Source organism: Calothrix sp. FACHB-168 (assembly GCF_963889195.1).
Lineage (GTDB): Bacteria > Cyanobacteriota > Cyanobacteriia > Cyanobacteriales > Nostocaceae > Aulosira > Aulosira anomala_A.
Genome location: NZ_CAWPNJ010000061.1, coordinates 28,732 through 47,840, shown reverse-complemented (window position 1 = coordinate 47,840; position 19,109 = coordinate 28,732). Strand labels below are relative to the sequence as shown.

At 37.5% G+C, this 19,109-nt stretch carries 19 protein-coding genes; 1 reads left to right on the top strand and 18 read right to left on the bottom strand.

What is annotated here, in order from left to right; translation table 11 throughout:
• The 12 genes from AACW45_RS30395 to AACW45_RS30340 form a co-directional block, all read right to left on the bottom strand.
• Nucleotides 1–984: CHAT domain-containing protein (locus AACW45_RS30395; protein ID WP_190636870.1), on the bottom strand; the 984-nt coding region annotated here is incomplete at its 3' end.
• Between the two features lie 272 nt (nt 985–1,256).
• Nucleotides 1,257–2,195 (bottom strand): DUF1822 family protein, encoded by a 939-nt coding sequence (locus tag AACW45_RS30390; RefSeq protein ID WP_190636868.1) that lies wholly within the window; start codon nt 2,193–2,195, stop codon nt 1,257–1,259.
• Between the two features lie 66 nt (nt 2,196–2,261).
• Nucleotides 2,262–2,993 carry a hypothetical protein gene (locus AACW45_RS30385; protein WP_242045796.1) on the bottom strand — a complete coding sequence of 244 codons (732 nt, stop codon included), beginning with the start codon at nt 2,991–2,993 and terminating at the stop codon, nt 2,262–2,264.
• Nucleotides 2,994–3,355: 362 nt separating this feature from the next.
• The gene (locus AACW45_RS30380; protein WP_190636867.1) at nt 3,356–4,102 is read right to left on the bottom strand and encodes a sterol desaturase family protein; all 747 of its coding nucleotides are present in this window, start codon (nt 4,100–4,102) and stop codon (nt 3,356–3,358) included.
• A gap of 389 nt (nt 4,103–4,491) precedes the next feature.
• Nucleotides 4,492–6,048, bottom strand: a complete 1,557-nt coding sequence (locus tag AACW45_RS30375; RefSeq protein WP_199331272.1) for a GMC family oxidoreductase — start codon at nt 6,046–6,048, stop codon at nt 4,492–4,494.
• A 99-nt stretch (nt 6,049–6,147) separates the two neighbouring features.
• A complete protein-coding gene (locus AACW45_RS30370) occupies nt 6,148–6,885 on the bottom strand; it encodes a glutathione S-transferase family protein (protein ID WP_190636864.1) in 738 nt (245 codons plus the stop codon).
• A 116-nt stretch (nt 6,886–7,001) separates the two neighbouring features.
• Nucleotides 7,002–8,024 (bottom strand): aromatic ring-hydroxylating dioxygenase subunit alpha, encoded by a 1,023-nt coding sequence (locus AACW45_RS30365; protein ID WP_190636862.1) that lies wholly within the window; start codon nt 8,022–8,024, stop codon nt 7,002–7,004.
• A 29-nt stretch (nt 8,025–8,053) separates the two neighbouring features.
• A complete protein-coding gene (locus AACW45_RS30360) occupies nt 8,054–8,920 on the bottom strand; it encodes a DUF4435 domain-containing protein (RefSeq protein WP_190636860.1) in 867 nt (288 codons plus the stop codon).
• Complete coding sequence (locus AACW45_RS30355) at nt 8,917–10,272, bottom strand: AAA family ATPase (RefSeq protein ID WP_190636858.1); 1,356 nt, start codon at nt 10,270–10,272, stop codon at nt 8,917–8,919. Before AACW45_RS30355 ends, AACW45_RS30360 begins: the two co-directional genes overlap by 4 nt.
• 59 nt (nt 10,273–10,331) lie before the next feature.
• Nucleotides 10,332–10,631, bottom strand: a complete 300-nt coding sequence (locus AACW45_RS30350) for a 2Fe-2S iron-sulfur cluster binding domain-containing protein (protein WP_190636856.1) — start codon at nt 10,629–10,631, stop codon at nt 10,332–10,334.
• A 242-nt stretch (nt 10,632–10,873) separates the two neighbouring features.
• Nucleotides 10,874–11,065 (bottom strand): hypothetical protein, encoded by a 192-nt coding sequence (locus AACW45_RS30345; RefSeq protein ID WP_096647469.1) that lies wholly within the window; start codon nt 11,063–11,065, stop codon nt 10,874–10,876.
• A gap of 158 nt (nt 11,066–11,223) precedes the next feature.
• Complete coding sequence (locus AACW45_RS30340) at nt 11,224–12,432, bottom strand: P-aminobenzoate N-oxygenase AurF (protein WP_190636854.1); 1,209 nt, start codon at nt 12,430–12,432, stop codon at nt 11,224–11,226.
• 367 nt (nt 12,433–12,799) lie between these two features.
• Here AACW45_RS30340 and AACW45_RS30335 point away from each other — a divergent pair, with 367 nt between their 5' ends.
• Nucleotides 12,800–13,546: an alpha/beta hydrolase gene (locus AACW45_RS30335; RefSeq protein ID WP_190636852.1), complete on the top strand. Its 747-nt coding sequence runs from the start codon at nt 12,800–12,802 to the stop codon at nt 13,544–13,546.
• 9 nt (nt 13,547–13,555) lie between these two features.
• Here the strand turns inward: AACW45_RS30335 and AACW45_RS30330 are convergent, their stop codons facing one another.
• The 6 genes from AACW45_RS30330 to AACW45_RS30305 form a co-directional block, all read right to left on the bottom strand.
• A complete protein-coding gene (locus tag AACW45_RS30330) occupies nt 13,556–13,825 on the bottom strand; it encodes a DUF7219 family protein (RefSeq protein WP_190636850.1) in 270 nt (89 codons plus the stop codon).
• Between the two features lie 255 nt (nt 13,826–14,080).
• On the bottom strand, nt 14,081–14,980 hold the full coding sequence (locus tag AACW45_RS30325) for a ferritin-like domain-containing protein (RefSeq protein ID WP_190636849.1): 900 nt from the start codon (nt 14,978–14,980) through the stop codon (nt 14,081–14,083).
• Nucleotides 14,981–15,265: 285 nt separating this feature from the next.
• Nucleotides 15,266–16,270 carry an aromatic ring-hydroxylating dioxygenase subunit alpha gene (locus AACW45_RS30320; protein ID WP_190636847.1) on the bottom strand — a complete coding sequence of 335 codons (1,005 nt, stop codon included), beginning with the start codon at nt 16,268–16,270 and terminating at the stop codon, nt 15,266–15,268.
• A gap of 5 nt (nt 16,271–16,275) precedes the next feature.
• Nucleotides 16,276–17,016, bottom strand: coding sequence for a hypothetical protein (locus tag AACW45_RS30315; protein WP_190636845.1), 741 nt, complete (start codon nt 17,014–17,016; stop codon nt 16,276–16,278).
• Between the two features lie 275 nt (nt 17,017–17,291).
• Nucleotides 17,292–18,287, bottom strand: a complete 996-nt coding sequence (locus AACW45_RS30310) for an aromatic ring-hydroxylating oxygenase subunit alpha (protein ID WP_190636843.1) — start codon at nt 18,285–18,287, stop codon at nt 17,292–17,294.
• A gap of 89 nt (nt 18,288–18,376) precedes the next feature.
• Nucleotides 18,377–18,814 (bottom strand): Mpo1-like protein, encoded by a 438-nt coding sequence (locus AACW45_RS30305; RefSeq protein ID WP_190636841.1) that lies wholly within the window; start codon nt 18,812–18,814, stop codon nt 18,377–18,379.
• Nucleotides 18,815–19,109 lie beyond the last annotated feature (295 nt).

Sequence of the window (19,109 nt, the reverse complement as noted above, 5' to 3'; positions counted from 1 at the left end):
CTTTCCACCAGTAAACTCTTGCAGAAAATACTTCAAAAACTCCTGTGCTACCTTATCCGGTACAGGTTCCCGCATCACAATTACCTGGGGAATATGCAATTGTTCCAACTCATAAGCAATCCCCAAACCATCGCAAGAATTAAAAAATGCAATTTGCAAGCGTTTTTGTATCGCTACTTGCAAAGCATCCCGCAATTCCCCCATCGTTAAACTGTCGTGATGATTTATATAAATCCTCCCCTGCATCATCCTCTTAGCCCCCTCCTCGCTTGCGGGGAGGGGGTTGGGGGTGGGGTTCTGGGTTTGAGAATGTCCAGAGAAAAACAACATATCCCAACCCAAATCATCTTGCAGATAATGATTTAAGTCCTCCCGTGATGGTTGTTGTAATAAGACAATTTCCGCATCATCACCACAAAAATTATGTAGCAGCTTTTTATCAGCTTCAATATCAATATTTGAACTATCCCCCAAAATAATTAAAATTCTAATTTTTTCTCGATATGCTCGTTCTCTCCGTTCTGAATTTGGCGAACTTAAAGCCACTTCTACCAAAGTAAAATTAATTAAAACCTCCCACAAATGCCAAGGTAGCTGACGTAATTCATGACAAGAAGTCGTAATTATGATTCTGATTTCATCTTGGGGATTGAATTCTTTGAGAGAATTAGCAATAGAAATAAAAGATTGTGCATTCAGCCATTGATTAAAACTAGCAAGTAAGTTGATAGATTCTCTCGTACATTCTTGCTTTAAAGATTCCAGATCAACCTGACGACTCCCCCCAGATTTAATCCTAAATTGACTGTAGCGACTGTAATATATTTCGTGCCAGGTATTTAATAATTGCGGAATCGTAATATTTTCTGGTAACTTAGCTGTGGTGGTTCGGTAAGCGCGTTGTCCTTCATTTGCGATTTCTAAATTAACTTGAAACCCTGATTCAAAATTGCCATCAAATTTTAAAATAACCAGCTTTTTCATAGGTGATATAACCTAATCTATTTGATTTAAATCTCATCCATATCACAACCTGTAGTAGTGCGGGCATCTTGCCCGCTACTACCAATAAAGAGGATTCCCGCTATTATCAATAGGAAGGATTCCCACTACTACCAATAGGAAGGATTCCCGCTATTATCAATAGGGAGCAAGATGCTCCCACTACTTTAAAAAACAATTTACGATGCAAAGCCTGTTTTATGATGTTCCCATACAGAGCATATAAACCAGAAATTGATAGAAATTTTTAATTATCATACAACAAATTCCTGGGTCACTTTCGACTCACCTAAAATTATCTCAACACTAAATTCCTCATTTAATTCTGCACTTAATGTAATCTCCACCCAATCATCATGCTGTCGAGAAGTAACAGCATCTACTTCTTTTCCATTTTCATCATTAACAACCAATTTTAATCCTGGAGCTAAAGCAACACTTTTCTCTCGATCAGGATGAACTTGTACAATAATATCTATTTCGCCCTGATTTTGATTTTCCCCATCAATTATCTCTTGATTTTTGGGATTTAACTTGACAAGCAAAACCACAGACTCGCCATTTAACTGCAAACCAATATCAACTTTTTTGCACCTCGTTACACTAAAATTTCTAGCGAATCTAAAACTCAGTTCTCGTGGGTTAAAGATTTCTTCCACGTTTAACCAACCTTCTGTAAATACCCCTTTCATCCATTCTCTAATATTGACTTTTGCAGTTGCTTCTTTTGCTGTTAAATAATCGAGTAAATCATCAACAGGTTGTAATTGACTTAAATGTATTCTTGCTAGTTGTTGAGTAGTGAACCCTAAAATTTTGGCTTCTCTCAAAGACTGATTAAACTGCACTGCGATATATGCAATTCTATCTGCTCTTACCTCGGTGGGAATTTCCAAATATTCCGCATCTGGTAACACCGGACGACATTCGATTTTACCAATATTTTTTACTTCCAAATCAGCTAAATCAATTAAACTTAGCATCCACGGATTACTATTATCTGCATTTGACCAATTAGTTTCAAACCCCATACAATCAAGATAATAATTGACCGCATACACAGCTAAAGTATTGAGATATATTTTTTTCCCATCCTCAGTATTTGATATTCCTTGTTTGCGTTGATTCGCCTTTGCATGAGCTTCTATACTCAGAGGAATTGTAAAAGATGTTTGTTCGTGCTTAGTGTTCATAATTGTCCTGAATATGTTTGTGCAAGAGTGAATGATTGAGAATTAATGTTCGGTCTAATGTCCGATTTATTGTAAATATTTACGAAAATAGTCGATAATTTTACGCTTTTTAATATTGCGTTGATATAGCTCAGATAGCCTTGATATCGGATGACCTAATTTTTGAGATATATCTTCCCATTTATCATTATTTAATCTCATTAATATGACTTTCTGTAAATTGGCATTTTTATCTTCACCAATATAAGTATTTTGTAAAAGTCCTTCTGGATCATTCTTGATGAAATTTTTGGTCGTTGATAATTCCAATTCATCTTCAGTCTCAGAAACCAGTTTATCTTTGAGTTCTTGTCCAACTCTAGATAACTCTTTACTCAAAGATTTATCTGAGTCACTCTGACAACTCTCTAACTCATCAAGAGATAATATTTTGGGTTGATTTCTGTATTGTCTTAAAACATCGTGAAATCGCCAATTAAATACCTGATTCACCCAAGCCATTACCTTATATTCTGGCTGATAATTATCAATATTTTTGCAAATCTCTAGATAGGTTTTTGCTTCAGCTTCGTGATAAATCTCTTGAAAATCAGGTAAATTATGCCAGCGTGTAAACCTTTTTAATTTCTTGGATTGCTGGATTTTGGTAATTAATTTATTCAATATTTTTCGACGTTCTGCACTTTTTTGGGGATGGTTTTGTGCTGCGTAAACTAGCTGACGCAACTGTAAATCTAAATCATCATCCATCGAAATCTCCTGCTCAACCTCGAATGCTTGGTATTTTGTTGTCATCATAGATACATAGAATACTGTAGGGTAAATGGTTGTTTGAGCTTTGGGAAATTTGCACCTTCGACGCGAGCAACGCAACACCACGCGGTAAAATATCCCTGTTAGCGAGCTTTTCGCGGGAATATATTCGACTTTTATCGATGCATGGTAATTGCTCCCCAACCTCTTTAAACCCTTCTACGAAGGAGATGGGAAGCTTTTACGCAGTTTTTGGGAAAATTTTTGAAAATTATTTCTGTAGTATGAGGTTACAGAAGTAGGAGCGATCGCATAAAGCCATTACACCTGATGATTTACGATGTAGAAGGGGAAGTTATTAGTCAATCGCTGTAGAACAATATTGCTGAGGAAGTGCTACCTTGCTTTTATGAAAAAGGGAATAAAAGTTTTTGACTCAAGGTTAATGAAGTAAAAATTCCGATTTTAGATGGTAACTCTTGATTTTCATAATAAGTACCATGTAATTTATCCCACAATTTGAAATTTGCACCATAGTTGCAATTATAAATTTCGCTGCAATGATGCCAAGCATGATCCTGGGGGAGGATTAACCAAGAAGAAACAAATTTATATAGCCAGTTATTTGGAGAAATTATTAATCGGCTATGTCGCCATAAATCTAGGGCAGAAGTTAGGCTAACTCCTAGTAAATAAGCTGTTGGATTTGCTAATAAATACAAAAATAAAGGATGTATCCATAAATAAATGATGAGAAAACTTGTCCAAGCTGTATTACGCGAAGTACCTAATACATCCATCTGCGTTACTGTATGATGTACTTGATGCAATGACCAGAAAAATTTACTATGCAATAACCGATGGTTCCAATAATATAAATAATCTACGATAATCAAACTAATAATCAAACTAATAATTGGTGATAATTTTATCATTCCTTGTTGATTAGGAAGTAAATAATGATATAGCCAATACACTAGAGTAGCTTGTAACAAGGGAATGAAAATGCCTTGAATCGTTAATCCTATCCCATCTATGAGCCAATCTTCTCGGCTTTTTAATTGTAGCTGTTCCCTCTCAAATGGATTGCTAATTGTCCATCCAAGTAATCCTATAAAAGCTATAAAAATTATAATTTGTGCCAGGTTTTGCATATTTTATTAAATAATTTCTACTTTTTATTTATACTTGCCGTACAATTTTATTATAAATAATTTAATCTTTAATCAAAGCCAAATACCGTAGGGGCATGGCACTGCTCATACGTGTCAACTTAACGCGAAACCCTTTTGGTTGATAAGGTTTTATCCTCATCCCCAACCCCTCGCTTACCCAATAAACCGCCGTCACCCTAGAAGGGTGCGGCTAATTGAACAAAGCCCACCTGCGTGGGCTAAGAAAATTTAGCCCACATAGGTGGGCTTTGTAACGTTAGCCCCAGGCTTACAGCCTGTGGGCGGTTTGTTGGGTAAGCCAGAGAACTTAAGTTGACACCTATGGGCACTGCCATGCCCCAAAGCGCGTATCTTGAATTAATTACGAATTATGAATTACGAATTAATAATTCTTCTCTCACATTATTTGCAGATTTAATTAAATCGGCAGCTTTCTCTCCAATCATAATTGTTGGTGCATTAGTGTTGCCGGTGGTAATTGTAGGCATAATTGAGGCATCAACCACCCGCAAACCTTCAACACCATGTACTCGCAATTGCGGATCTACAACTGCTAAGGGATCAGTTCCCATTTTACAAGTACCCACTGGATGATGTGTTGTATCACAAGCTTCCCTCACATAAGCTTGCAGTGCTTCATCGCTAGATGCATTAACACCCGGCGCGATTTCTTCATCTCGGATGTTATCAAATGCTTTTGACTGGAATAACTCACGGATAATTTTAATTCCCGCAACGAACTTTTGCAGGTCTGATTGACTTTGCAAATAGTTCATCTGAATGAGGGGGGAGTCATGGGGTGAAGCGGAACGCAGACTCACATAACCTCGACTTTCGGGACGCATGAGACAAGCTGCAATTGTGAAACCAGGGACTTCGCGCATGTAGGCTGGAGGTACTAACAAAGCGGGGCCACAGAAAAACTGCAAATCTGGTGCTGTATCTAAACGTCCTTCACTATGTAAAAATAATCCAGCTTCGGCTATGTTGCTGGTTGGGGCGATTTCTGGTACTTGAGTTGCTTGGTATCCTAGTAGAACTAGGGGATGATCTTGCAAATTCTGACCGACTCCTGGTAAATCAACAACTACAGGAATATCTAGCGATCGCAATTTTTCACCATCCCCAATTCCAGATAACATGAGTAATTTGGGGGTATCAAAGGCACCTGCACAAAGAATTACTTCTTGATTTACCCTTACTTGATGTAATTTACCCTCATGCAGATATTCTACGCCTACGGTGCGCGTACCTTCAAACAGTAACCGGGTGACTAAAGCTTTTGTGGTGGTGGTTAAATTTGGGCGATGGAGAATTGGCGCTAGAAACGCGGCTGCTGTACTATGGCGTTGACCATCTTTGACTGTCAGCTGATAAAGTCCTGCACCATGCTGTTGTGCGCCATTAAAATCAGGATTGCGATGATAACCTAGTTCTGTGGCTGCTGCGATAAATTGTTGCGCGATCGCACTTGGCGCGAGAGGATCGGTAATAGATAATTCTCCCCCAACTGCGTGAAATTCCGATGCGCCTCGTTGTTGGTTCTGGGATTTTTTGAAGTATGGCAAAACATCTGCATAACTCCAACCAGGATTACCTAAATTCTGCCAATGGTCAAAATCGTCACGATTACCCCGGATATAAATTGTGGCATTAATCGAACTGCATCCACCAAGAACTTTACCACGGGGACAAAAGATTTTTTGCCCATTCAGGTATGGTTCCGGTTCAGTAAAATATGCCCAATCTATTTCTGTACCCCACAATTTTGGCCAGGCGATGGGAAATTGAATCTCTGGTTTGGTATCTCTATCGCCAGCTTCTAACAGTAACACTGTAGTTTCGCCGTCTTCTGTGAGGCGGTTAGCTACTACACAGCCTGCCGAACCTGCACCAATGACAACATAATTGTATTCAGCTATCATCGCCTTCCCTGTAGTTGATTCATTTATGAGGGTGATTATTTAGGTAATATCTCATAAATACCTCACAAAAGTTAATTTTCCTTACGAATGCGCCATAATTCATGGCACTGGTACGAGGCGATCGCGATAAAATCGCTGTGTCATCCGTTCATAATGCTGACAAAGATTATCCATTTTGCGCACATTATCAATTATTGAATGCGTCAAAGGAAGTTTAATTGTATTACCTACATAAGCATAAGCAGTAGCATCTAAAGTTGTTGCTTCTGCTCCCATAAAAAATGGTTTGTCTGCTAGAAAATCAGAAAGTGCTTGAAAATCAGCTGTGATAATTTGGCAGATTTCCTCATTCGTATGACGACCCATTCCTTGAGTATATATCTGAGCGCGAGTACTATTAGCAAATTCTGCAACTATAGGTTCCCATTCTGCTTTGGGAGTATCACCAAAGAGCATATTAGCTAATACTTCTTGATAGATTTGCCAATTTGCTTCTACATTGTAACGAATATAAGCCATTCCCCAGTAAGTATTTTCTTTCAGCATTCGCCGAAAAGCAAGAGAAATAGCTCGCTCAGTAGCAGTTAAACTTTTATCGAGATCTATTCCTTCTTTCTCCTTCAACATTTCGATAATTAAAGTCGAATCGCCTATTATCTTTCCTTGATATTTAATAAAGGGCATTTTGCCTTTAGGCGCTAATTCTATATCATTCGCTGTCAGCACCAAAGTTTCATAAGAAATATTTGCTATCCGAAACCAGGTTTCTAGTTTCATACAAGCAGGACTAATACTTGGTAGACCCCAAATAGATGGTGTAGTGTATAAGGAAATCATGAGCTTTTGATACTCCTTGGGCTAAGGTTATATTTATTAATAGTCCAGAGTCAATAGTCAATCGTCCAATGACAAATTATACCAATTAAATATCAGGAATTTATGCGAATTGCCAATTAAACCCAAAAGGTAACTTTTACCGATTTATTGGGTAATAATCGCGGATCTTCGCCGCGCGCGATCGCATCTCGAATTGATTCCACAAATACATGAATTGTATCCGCAGCCGTATTAGCAAAGTGTGTGCCATATTTACCAATCACTTCGCCTTGAGTGCCTAAAATATCAATATCTTGACTGATAATATGTTGTGCTGTCCACCATACCAAGGGACGCGCTAACTTATTCCATATACCGTAGTTATACGTAACATCAGTGTAAACTAGAGTTGAGTTATCGCTTTCGGGGATAGATTGACTGGTGATGAATAAATGGCGATTCGCTCCCATTTGATATTCTACAGAGGTAATATTGGGCATGTAAAAGCGATCGCAATGTTTAATCTCTGCACCTTGAAGATTCAGAAAACGGCTATACCAGCCTAAATTACTAGTTTCATGGCGATATTCTACTAAAACTGCACCATTTTCTCGTTCTACAGTCATTTCTAACTTTTGCTGGCGAGCAGTACGAAATACGCCAGGATGCACAAAAGCTGTGTGGGGAATATCAATAAAATTCTCTGCGCAATTGGTGACGTTATTCGCAAACCGATTAATTACCCGCACCGTTTCCCAACCTGGTTGTCCATAATAAGGCATAGAAAAGGGTGCAAAGTCTTCAGTGGGGTTATCGGCTAACCGCACATATATATATCCATCCTGTTCTTTGGTAGGGTAACCCTTGGCTTGACGCTGCAAAGAAGGTTGAAAATCATCGCCTTCAGCAGGTACAGCTATGACTTTACCATTGCGATCGTATAGCCAACCATGATAAGGACATTGCAAAGCACCTTGACATACTTTACCAGTAGACAGACGACTATTGCGATGCAAACAGCGATCGCGCAAAGCCACAGCTTGTCCATTTTCGTCACGAAATATTGCGAGCCACTCGCCTAGAAGCGATCGCGCTAGTACTGTGTTAGGTCGTAGCTGTTCGCTAAGTGCGACAATATACCAAAAATCTGCAAATTGCATAATAGATATTAGGGATAATTTGAAAAGTCTTATACGTCATTCTGCAAAACTTTAAAAGGTTGATTATTGGTTTCCCACAGGCGAATTTCAGAATACAACTGAGTTTTGCAAAAGTACACTGTTTCATAAGCCAGCCGTAAATTGCGTTCAAGGCTGTTCGCTTCAATATCAGCCGCTTTATTAGTCCCAATAACCTTGCGTAAACCAACTGATAATATTTCTACTAGGTCATGACCACAACAAACTTGTGAATAATCATAATTATTGCTTTTTTCGCTGATTAAGCGTTTTTGAATTTCTTCGTCTTTCAAGTAAAAAGCTTGAGATTTATTTTTGATTTCTTGAATTAGTCTCAATTCATTAAATTGCCATGTTTTTTCATCAATAAATCTGCTGAATGTAATTCCTTCAAAGGTTAAATTCAATTTATCAGACTGAGAAATATAACGTAAATAACCTACTGAAGCACCTAATGAAAATAATACTTCTCTAATATCTCGATTAAAATGAGAAATTTTATCCTCAGAACCAAATTCAGCAACTACTTTTTCCAGAGCAGGTGACTGAATTAACATAGTTTCTAAATCGTGACTATCGGTGCGGAGTAGATGCGGATGGTTGTATGCGACATTTTGCAATCGGTCAAAATCTGCATCAACAATCGCTAACACTCCCTGAAAATTTGATTTTGCTAAAATTTCTAAAATTTCAATAGCACGCTGCTTACTAGAAGGGTTTCCAGAAGTAGTGACTAAGGTACAAGCTAATTTATCAACAAATCGCTCATAGAAAGTTTTATCAGAACTGCCTTCAACTAATAAGAAAGTTCCTGAATAAGTACTGCGTCGGAGTCTAATCTGATTTGCAACACGGTCAACTGTCAGAAACTCTCTCACTTTCCTGGCCCTTTTAGTTCAACCGTTAAATCCCAGCGATCTTGAATAATATCTGGTGAATGAGTCGCCATGAGAATATCTAAATCAGCAAGCTTTGTGATTTCTTGTAAGTCTTTTAAAAACTGAACTTGCCAGCCAACATGGAGCGATAACTCCGGCTCATCAATCAAAACTAAAGAATTAGGTTTAACTTTAAATAATAGTTCATATAAAAGAACTAGCTCGTGTTGTTCGCCAGATGATAAATCTGTAGGTGCAAGAGTTTTTGAATTAGATAACGAGGAATCATAACAGGTTGTGAAAATAAATCCTTTATCCTTGCTAAAATTTATTTCTTTGTAAGAATACGCAAATTTATTATTAATAATTCTTCTTAATAAATCTATCTTGCTTGCTATATCAGTAAAAACGTTTAACTTCTTTTCCACATCTTCAACATAGACAGATAAAGCATTTTTGGTGCTTTCATCTATGTCTTGAGGTTGAATTTGGAATTCCGAGTCTTCATTTTTATCTAACAAGCCTACTTCTATCAACCGAGAGCGAGTAGCTTCCAATTCATTGAATTGATGACGAAGTTGTTCATCTGTTAACTCTGTTGATGGCTGTTGTTTTACAACCCTAACCGGAAAAGTTCTATCAAGAGATTGAGATATAGTGCCATATTCCTTGAACTTATCTTGCATCAGCTTGGCAAGCTCATCAGAATATGCAGATACAGTGGATAACATTGTAGGAGTTTTATAATCTAATCTGGGAGAAAGACTAGGAACAAAGTTTAGTAACCTTTGCGATTCTATAAGGCGGATATGAATCTTTTTCTTCAATGTATCTAACCACTCTGGTTCTTCTTTTGGGATAGAACTCAAAGGTAAGAAATGCCGAAATCGCTCTAAAACTTCTGTGAATGAAAGAGATTCTTCCGTAGGAATGTATAACCATTTTTCAGAAGATATTCTTGTTAAGCCTGGAATAAAATCTTCCAATATACTAACTGGAAATTTTTGTGCATAAGAACGAGAATTTATTGTTTTTGTAGAATAAGAAACTGACTCTATGTTAGATTTATTAAAATTAAAAATAATATTATTATCAATTTCTTCCAGTGCATCCGTATTTTTTACGATTTCAAGATTACTATTGTCATCAAATTGAAGTTGACATTTTTTGAAAGGTATACTTAATAATTCTGAATATCTGTTGTTAAAAAAAGCATTCAAAATTTTCAATATTGCTGTTTTACCAAAACCATTAGGCCCATGAATGATAGTTATACGCTCATCCATATTCAAGGGAATTACATGATCAAAAAGTCCAAATAAGCCACTAACAGAAATTTGCTGAATTCGCATAATAATTAATTGCTATAGACTTAGGCTTTATAAATATTATTTTAACTGCTATGGAACGATTATCCTTGACTATGTTCCAGTTTGCGAATTTCAACATTAGCTGTAAGTTCAAGCTGACAAGCTAATCGAGCATGGGGATTATTCGGTGCGAATGTATCTAGCATTTCTTGTTCATCGGGTTGAGGGGGAGGAATATCACCAATTGCTTCAATTAAACAAGTTCCGCAAATACCCGTGCGACAACCAAATAATACAGGTGAATTTTGAATGGTTAAATGCTCGGATAAATTTTGATGCGGTTGGAGATTTAGGGGAGGGTAATCAGTTCCGGGAAAGGATATTTTACAAAGTTCAGACATATATAAATATTCAAACAATTAAAAATTTTTGTTAAGCATGGTTTGCTAACATCCTTTAAATAAGAAATACTAAACATATCGCGAGGTTTAGGGCAAGGCACTGCCTTGCCCCTACAAGTTGGGAAATTATTTATAATTTAATATGGTCTTAGTTAAGAGATATTGTAGGGATAGGGCAAAAAGAATTTTTTGGTGTATATGGTTTTTTAATGCCGTAACCCTACAATATATTGCTTAATTAATTAAACATCAATATTTATCTGTTCTATCTGTCTAGCGGCTTTTTCCCAACGCTTTGCTGCTGCTTCATCTTGCCAATGGGTTCTCATATTTTCGGCTTTTTTGTGGCATATACGCTCTGACATTTCTAGAATTGCGGATAATGTCAATTGATCGATTAATGTTTCTAAAACTTCCATATATTCTTTATGCACGATCCTTACCTCTTTAATGTCCAGTTATAGTCTCTGACATATCTTCTGATAAAAATTATGTAAATGACTTTTGTTTTAGCAAATATATAGATTAAGATTTGTGTCGATTGGTGGTAATCCTTCTAATAGCTGATATACAAGGTTGAGCCTGTTTTAAATTATCTATTCATGGCTGCAAATTCCGGTGAATTTTCACTTTGATGCTGTTGGAAGCGTTGAAATGCTCTTTGTTGAGTTGCTAAATAGCGAGGAATGGAATTAGCACCCATGAGTGACATTTCCCGGTTACGTTCCCAAAGATAATTGAGTTTTTCTACATATATTTTATAAGATGCCATTGCTTCTTGATGAGTGGAAAAACTGCGATGTAAGCCTTCTGACTCTTCTGTAAAGCAGCGCCGCATCATTTCTTTGGCGTCTTTATCGCTCAGAGAAAAAATTGGCGATCGCAATACGCGATAAATTTGATTATACAGCGCCGGATCGTACCAAAAAATCCCGTTAATGGCTGCGGAAAAATGAAAATGATCGCGCTGACATCCGAGTAAGCCTAAATTAGCAACTAAGCGCTCAAATGCTGTCGGGGTTGGGAGTTGGGTAACGATATCGTGTGAGATGATTGTCGAACTATTAAAATGAAAGCTTTCATCTAAAAAGTGATAATAAGAAATTTTTGCCGGGATAGGTGCAGTGTCTTGCTGCGGATGCTTTTGATAATAATTGCTGAGTTTGTGCTGGACTAATTTACCATTTAGTGTTCGCACTCCTCTGACTGTGAAATATTGACATGCTAAAAATATATTATTAGCAGAAATCAAACCAAAATATTGCAGTTGGATTTTTTTCCACCAAGTTTTGAGGGCATTTGTATCAGCATAAACCATCGTTTCTGTAAAGGGGCCGCGCATGGGGTAAGTAAAGATATGTTCCCCAAATAATGCTTGTTCAACTTGTTTAGCGATGGTGCGAAAAGCGTTAATATGCGCTCTTTCTTGAGCAGATTCTAAATCTAAAGTATCGCAAATTAACCGAAAATCTTCTTGAGCGTAAAGTCCGGCGGCGCTGGTTTGATTAAAATAAATAGTGGCGATTTCAGCAGAAACAATTTGCGAGTAATATGCTACCCAATAAAGTTGATTTAAAATCACGCGCTGATGTGGGGTAGATTGTTCCCATAAGGGTGTAGCGTACAGTAGAGAAAATTCTTCGGGATTCCAATATTCATTTTGACAATCTGTATAGCGAAACTGTGCTGTGGCTGCATCCATTAATGCAGTATGATCCTGCTGTTTGTTGCGGCTATGATTAATTTGTAATTTGCGGTAAGTTGTGGGGTTGTCTGATAATGGCTGAATAGTATTAATCATAAATTATGATTGAGATTGTTAATTTAAATTTAAATTACAGAAAAATCAATAAGCTACTATTACCGATAATCGTCGGTTAGGTTGAACATAGTCAAACTTAACAGAATTATAAAAATGTTGGGTTACCCTGCGGGAAGCCGCTCCGCGTCTACGTTCCTCAACCCAACCTACAAAAATACATTTTTATGTTAACTGATGTTTGATTCTTGAAGTACATATAAAATTATATGTAAAATGGGTATTATATACCCCATATTTTAATACTAAAATTGAAATATTATATGTATCGTTATTGAATGTTAACAGTCAACAGTCAACAGTCAACAGCCAAAACCGATATCGTTCACAACTAAAATAGGATTACTATATGAGTCTTTTTTGTTTAGTTCATGGTGCTTTTCAAGGCGCTTGGTGTTGGGATTTATTAATTCCTTATTTAACAGCGCAAGGACATCAAACAGTCGCAATGGATTTACCGATTGAAGATGCGTCTGCAAGTTTATTACAATTTGCTGATGGAGTAATTCAAGCATTGCCAAAAACTGATGATGATATTGTACTAGTAGGTCATTCTATGGCTGGTACTATTATTCCCTTAGTTGCAGAAGCGCGTAAAGTACGTCAATTAATATTTCTAGCGGCGTTGATTCCCTACCCAGGAATTAGTACTATCGATCAATTTGCTCATACTCTTGATGCTGATAGCCGCAAAGCTTTAAACTACGCGCCAAAAGATTTAAGTCAAGTCGCAGAATTTGCTGATGAACCTGATATGTTTAATCCGGTTTCTGTGGGTAGAGATTTTACAGATAAAGCAGTATTGCAGGAAATTTTTTATAATGATTGTCAACTTGATGTGATGGAATGGGCAATTTCCAAAAGACGTATACAGCAATCTTTAGCATATATTTTTGAATCCAATCCTCTCAAAGTTTTACCGAATGTCGAATGTAAATATATTCTTTGTACTGATGATAAAATAATTTCGCCTGTATGGTCACGCTATGCTGCACCTAAGCGTTTGGGGGTAGATGCAATAGAATTACCTGGAGGACATTGTCCACATTTATCTCGTGCTGCTGATTTGGCTTTCATATTAACTAATGGTAATTAAAAAGCCAGATTAGTAAATGTTGTCATCATCGTTGATATTGGCGGTAATTCCTAATTCTCTTTTAGATTTTTTTAATTGCTTCCAAACTTTTTTAATCTCCTGATAAGCTTCATCGGGTGAAAGTTTACCGTTGGTTTCTAAACAAGAAATGTAACTAACTTTTTGCGAAAATTCTTGGAGATTCGCATTAAATACTAAATTTTCTGGCGTGATTTTACCATAGTACCGATGGCGGGGATAAAGAAAGTTATTTTTGATAATGCGGTGAGATTCATTCATAGGTTGTACCTTTACTCTCATAAACTGAAGTCAGAATCATCATATTTGACTGATATGAATCATGATTGATGTTGATTTGACAGCAGTGTGAACTTTTGCGAAACTTACTATATTTATCATCAAGTTAAGTTAATCGCTTTCCAGATGAGTAAGGCAAAGATTTGTTAAGCTAGAGGCTTCCGGGGATATGCCATTGCCATGTTTTACTGATAAATCGCATATTTTGGAGATATTACACGATCGCAATTGCGTTGATTAAAATACGCATTGATAAGCTGGGAGTGCTGTAAATGCACCGCGTTCGTCTAAAGCTTGAACAATTGCCTCAGCTGATTTACCATGCATAAGCGATCGCAATATCTCTAATCTAGTACCACTGTGGGTTTGTGTATCCAATTCTGTCATGATTTGAATTTTTTGCGATCGCGTCAAATCTCCTTTTACCTGTTCAATCGCAGATAATACACTTTGCGGCCCTACCTGTATCATAGAGAGAAAGCAGGCTAAGATATCAATTGCTGCTGCTTGACTCGATGCAGATACAGGATAGCGGTTAAATAGCATTGTTCCCGTACCGTGATGGCGAGATTCTGCTTGGAGAAAACTAGCGAATAGTTCTTTTAATTGAGGATGATGGCATTCTTTCGCCAAGCGGCGATAATGGCTTAAACCCCATCCTTCTAAAACCACTTGCAACACAAACAACAATACTGCTTTATCTGCACTTTCAACAACTTCTGCGAGTAAATTTACAAAGGAATCTTTGCTGTGACTCGCTTCGAGTTCTGGTAAAAAATTAACAATTTGGCTGAGGTGGGTAGCTTCATCAGCTGCAAATAATGCATATAGCATTCTCTCTTCAACTGTTTCCGCTAACAATACCATTTTTGCCATATAACCAACGCCAGCTTTTTCAATGAAATAAGATTCTAAAAAAATGCTGCGGTTAGTCAGATGAAGTATTGCAGATTGTTCCGCGATACTTGCTTGTTTAAAAATTTGTACTTGATGTAAATTAAAAAATTTTGCATCCCAATAATCTAAGGATGGCTGTGCAGAATTATCGCTGTGATTGGGTAACGCTGCTGTTAATATTCGTCGTAATTTATCGTCAGCATTTAAATGTGGTAAATCTAGTCCAGCAATGTTGTTCATATTTATACAGCAATCCTAGATAGGTTGTGAACAAAAAATGATTATAACGAACCGCGAAGTACACAAAGTACACGAAGAAAGAACACAGAGAAGATTTTCACGAACAATTTAGTTAAGGAAAATTGTAGGTTGGGTTGAGGCTCTGCGAAACCCAACAGAGCTACCCAAATGTTGGGTTTCGTTCCTCAACCCAACCTACGCGGGTTAAGGTTTTTGAGCTTAACCGAGCAGTATTGGGGGACAAGAAAGACAAATGACAAATGACAAATGACAAATGACAAATGACTAATTATTCTCCCAAGTTTGCCAAGTTAAAGCTTTTTGTTGGTTAACGTGCTGAATAAATTGCAGAATTGAACGATCTGCTTTGGTGGGTGTTTTTAAATCAAATTGAATTGTTTGAAATACTTGTGTATCGCCTTTAGCAAAGTAGTTACCAACCTGCTGCGTTAACCACAGCAACAAGCGATTAATAACCCAGCCGAAAAATCCTCGTCGCTTGGGAGTGACTAAAATTGTTTGTCCTTCAGTTTTGCCATCTTCTAACATTCTTAAGGCAAAAATAATGTAGAAATGTAGAAAATCTGGGCCTAATGTCACAGTTCCCGTACTACCATACCAATAACACATGCTATAGGTAACTTCTTTTTTATATAAAGGACGAATTAGGCGAATTAATAAAGAATCATCACCACCTCTGGTTGTGTTGCTAAAGGTAATAGCATGAGAGTGAAAATCTTGAGCATCAAAGACAATTTCTAAAGGCAGATTGTGTACAGTATTAAAGTGATGAGCATCAATTGCATTAATCAATAACACGTTAGGATGACAATTTTTGCTAAATCGCGTTCCTAATATATAATCACAATCTACATTCTCTAATTCTGGAACAAAAGGTAGCGCAGTTGGCGAATCTTCTCCTACCCATACCCAAATCATCCCGTATTTTTCGGCTGTTGACCAGGTTTTGATACATACAGGTAAGGGTTTTTCCAGAGAAGGAACATCTACACAGATTCCTTGTTCATCGTATTTCCAGTTATGGAAAAAGCAACGAATTCCCTCACCTTCTACTTTACCTTCCGCTAAATGTGCGCCCATGTGGGGACAATGCGCATCTACCGCTTTTACTTGTCCACTGTTTCCGCGATAAATTGCTAGTTTTCTACCCAGTAGGGTTACAGCTTTGACTTTGCCAACTTTTAATTTTTTGGATGGCAATGCCCAATACCATCCTTGCACAAATTGTTGCGGATTATTAAAGATTAACTGTGGGCTGGTAGTATGCATAAAAGTTAAATCAGTGCAGATTCAAAGAAAAATTCTAACAATGATTCCGAATGCCACATCCGTTGCCCAGCACGGGTAAGATTGTCATAGCGGATTTCTGTTAAACAAACTAATTCATCGCCTTGACGATAGCCGGGATTGATTTGCTCAAAATATTGAACGTGGGGATTAGTCTGTCTTCCTGGGGGGATTTCAATTAACCCTTCCCGCAGAATTTGCGGATTTTGAAAGCGAATGATACCAGTTGCTTGATCGTATGTATCGCCATAATATTCTTGTGCCAAAGTTGACATGATATTGCTCACATCGCTAGGGGTGGGGATATCATAGCGGGGGTAAAAATCTTGCCAAAATGTAGGAAGAAAACGATAGGTACGAAAACCAGAGCAAATCAACAGCCAGTATAGTTTATTTTCTGTATAGTATTCGCGGAGAAAATTTACCGCCGCAATCCAGGTACGGGGTAAAGTTGTACTTGACCAAGCACTAGGATCGACAATAGTATCGCCGGAATAGACTACAGTAATTTTCTCTCCAGCAAGCGTTGTAGACTGTAACATGAGCGTAGAAAAACCTTTGAGACTGTTGGTAATCTCTTCTCTTAACAACAATACCCAGTTTTTCCGCGCTAAATCAGCCTCAAACCCTTGCCAGGTAACGCCTTGAAAATGATTTTTCAGCAATGCATACATGGCTATGCGATCGCTCTTTTGCAGCTTTTGAACCGGAACCAGCCAGCTTTTCATTATGTGGATTTTACCTAAACTCGATTAGGGGGATGTTCTTCATTAACAATCTATCGGGGAAATTGCTGTGATTACGGTTGAATGTGACAGATTTAAAAATGGTTATTTATGTTACTGGGAAATGCGATGGTTATTGATTTTGACATGGGGATTGTTCGCAAGGGCGGGATTGTTGACAAGGGCGGGGATTGTTCACAAGGGCGGGGAAACCCCGCCCCTACGGGGTTGATTTTTGGTAGAATTGGGTATGATGTTGCGATCGCACATTCAATACCCTAGCCCCTAACTGACCAACGAGAGGGTTCTAGCTGATTCACATACTCGATATACTGAGCTAATGGGCGATCGATGCTCAAAAGTAATTTAGGCTGAAAGCGAATATTATCGTAAATCTTACCATCCTCATCTCGGAGCATGTAATAAGCCCAGCGAGTACACAACAATAAAAACCGACTCAGCAAATATCCCCCAATTCCGCGACGTTTTGCGGTGACATAAATTGGTTGAATCCGCGTTTTTCCTGGTGCAATTGGCGTATATGCATATAACATGTGCAACGGTGGAAACAGCTTAACTTTTTTCATCATTGTTAACAAACCGATACAACCATCTGCATAACGCATGGAATATTCATAACTCGAACCGAGAAATTTTTTACCTAACCTTTCTCGCCATGTCGTTTGCGGAAATTGTCCGCGCATTGTAAAGTCAATTTGTGTACCTAATTGACTACGATGTAACGACAAATCCATTTTGATATCTAAATGATGAATTGTCTTTAAATGTTGGGCGTCAATTCCATTCATCATACAAATATGATGATGGCAGCTTCTTTCAAATGCTTTATCAGCTTGGGCAATAATTTCTTTATCTTTTAATTCATCAAAATCAGCTACCCCTTCAGGTGCTTTAGCTTCGGGATAAATCCAAATAAAACCATACTTTTCTTCTGTTGCGTAAGCTTGTATTTTCGCCTGTTGGGGAATTTCTGATTGACAAGGAATATTTTGACAGATTCCTGTTTCATCAAACGCCCAATGATGAAACGCACAACGAATTAAATTACCTTCAACATTTCCAATTCCTAAGTCTGTTCCTAAATGGGGACAGTAAGCATCTAAAGCCCTAACTTTTCCATCTTCACCGCGAAAGATAGCAATTTTTTGTCCACAAATTTCTACGGATTTGGTTTGTTTGTTAGATAATGCGTTACTAGGACAGGCAATATACCATCCTTTAGCAACTATATTCCAATTATTAAATATTTGCATAGTTAGATCATTTATTTGTGAGGTTGCATAAAATTCGATCCCCCCTACCCCCCTTAAACAAGGGGGGAAGAGAATCAAAGTTCCCCTTTTTAAGGGGGATTTAGGGGGATGCTAGATATATGCAACTTCATATTAAATTGGTATAACATTTCTTGACGTTGGCGAATATCATTTTTATATTGTCCCGTTAAAACCCTGATAAGCATTTTACCTAAACAGTAGGAAGCTCGCCAAGAAAATACAGCATCTTGTAAATCTATATGGCTACGCTCAAATAAAAGATGTCCGGTTAAGCCTATTAACTGTGTTAGGGGTAAGGCTAAAAGTAACCAAAAGTTTTGCAGCTTCCAAGTAGTCAAGAGTAAGCTGTAAAAGAAGAAGATACCAAGAATATGGAGAGCGATATTTATGGGATGTTGATGTTTAAGCACAAAAATATCCCAATAATTTGTAAACGGATGCTCTTGAATTTGATTATTGATTTTATTTTTTAAATTTTGTTGAGGATGATTGTTTATTTTATTCATAAATAAATGATTGAAAAATACTCATCAACTATATTTTAATAATTTTGTTTTAGAAAAGTAATTCATAATTCTAAAATGTAGGTTGGGTTGAACGAAGTGAAACCCAACAAACGCCTGGAAATGTTGGGTTGAAGAACGAAACCTAACCTACGCAGCTTTGTCAACCGCCTTGGAATGAATTCCAAGGCTAATAGTCTAAGTCTACTAAAGTAGACTCAAGATTTTGAGGATATTTAGGAATCTGACGATGACTTTTACTATTAGCAAGGAACTTCAGTTCCTTGCGGTAAGGGGG

Excerpts from the sequence above, each read along its gene's own strand:
- AACW45_RS30365 (WP_190636862.1), bottom strand. The coding sequence starts at position 8,024 with ATGCAATTTGCAGATTTTTGGTATATTGTCGCACTTAGCGAACAGCTA.
- AACW45_RS30390 (WP_190636868.1), bottom strand. The coding sequence starts at position 2,195 with ATGAACACTAAGCACGAACAAACATCTTTTACAATTCCTCTGAGTATA.
- AACW45_RS30340 (WP_190636854.1), bottom strand. The coding sequence starts at position 12,432 with ATGATTAATACTATTCAGCCATTATCAGACAACCCCACAACTTACCGC.
- AACW45_RS30355 (WP_190636858.1), bottom strand. The coding sequence starts at position 10,272 with ATGCGAATTCAGCAAATTTCTGTTAGTGGCTTATTTGGACTTTTTGAT.
- AACW45_RS30310 (WP_190636843.1), bottom strand. The coding sequence starts at position 18,287 with ATGCAAATATTTAATAATTGGAATATAGTTGCTAAAGGATGGTATATT.
- AACW45_RS30330 (WP_190636850.1), bottom strand. The coding sequence starts at position 13,825 with ATGAATGAATCTCACCGCATTATCAAAAATAACTTTCTTTATCCCCGC.
- AACW45_RS30380 (WP_190636867.1), bottom strand. The coding sequence starts at position 4,102 with ATGCAAAACCTGGCACAAATTATAATTTTTATAGCTTTTATAGGATTA.
- AACW45_RS30305 (WP_190636841.1), bottom strand. The coding sequence starts at position 18,814 with ATGAATAAAATAAACAATCATCCTCAACAAAATTTAAAAAATAAAATC.
- AACW45_RS30320 (WP_190636847.1), bottom strand. The coding sequence starts at position 16,270 with ATGCATACTACCAGCCCACAGTTAATCTTTAATAATCCGCAACAATTT.
- AACW45_RS30315 (WP_190636845.1), bottom strand. The coding sequence starts at position 17,016 with ATGAAAAGCTGGCTGGTTCCGGTTCAAAAGCTGCAAAAGAGCGATCGC.
- AACW45_RS30370 (WP_190636864.1), bottom strand. The coding sequence starts at position 6,885 with ATGATTTCCTTATACACTACACCATCTATTTGGGGTCTACCAAGTATT.
- AACW45_RS30335 (WP_190636852.1), top strand. The coding sequence starts at position 12,800 with ATGAGTCTTTTTTGTTTAGTTCATGGTGCTTTTCAAGGCGCTTGGTGT.
- AACW45_RS30375 (WP_199331272.1), bottom strand. The coding sequence starts at position 6,048 with ATGATAGCTGAATACAATTATGTTGTCATTGGTGCAGGTTCGGCAGGC.
- AACW45_RS30325 (WP_190636849.1), bottom strand. The coding sequence starts at position 14,980 with ATGAACAACATTGCTGGACTAGATTTACCACATTTAAATGCTGACGAT.
- AACW45_RS30350 (WP_190636856.1), bottom strand. The coding sequence starts at position 10,631 with ATGTCTGAACTTTGTAAAATATCCTTTCCCGGAACTGATTACCCTCCC.
- AACW45_RS30385 (WP_242045796.1), bottom strand. The coding sequence starts at position 2,993 with ATGATGACAACAAAATACCAAGCATTCGAGGTTGAGCAGGAGATTTCG.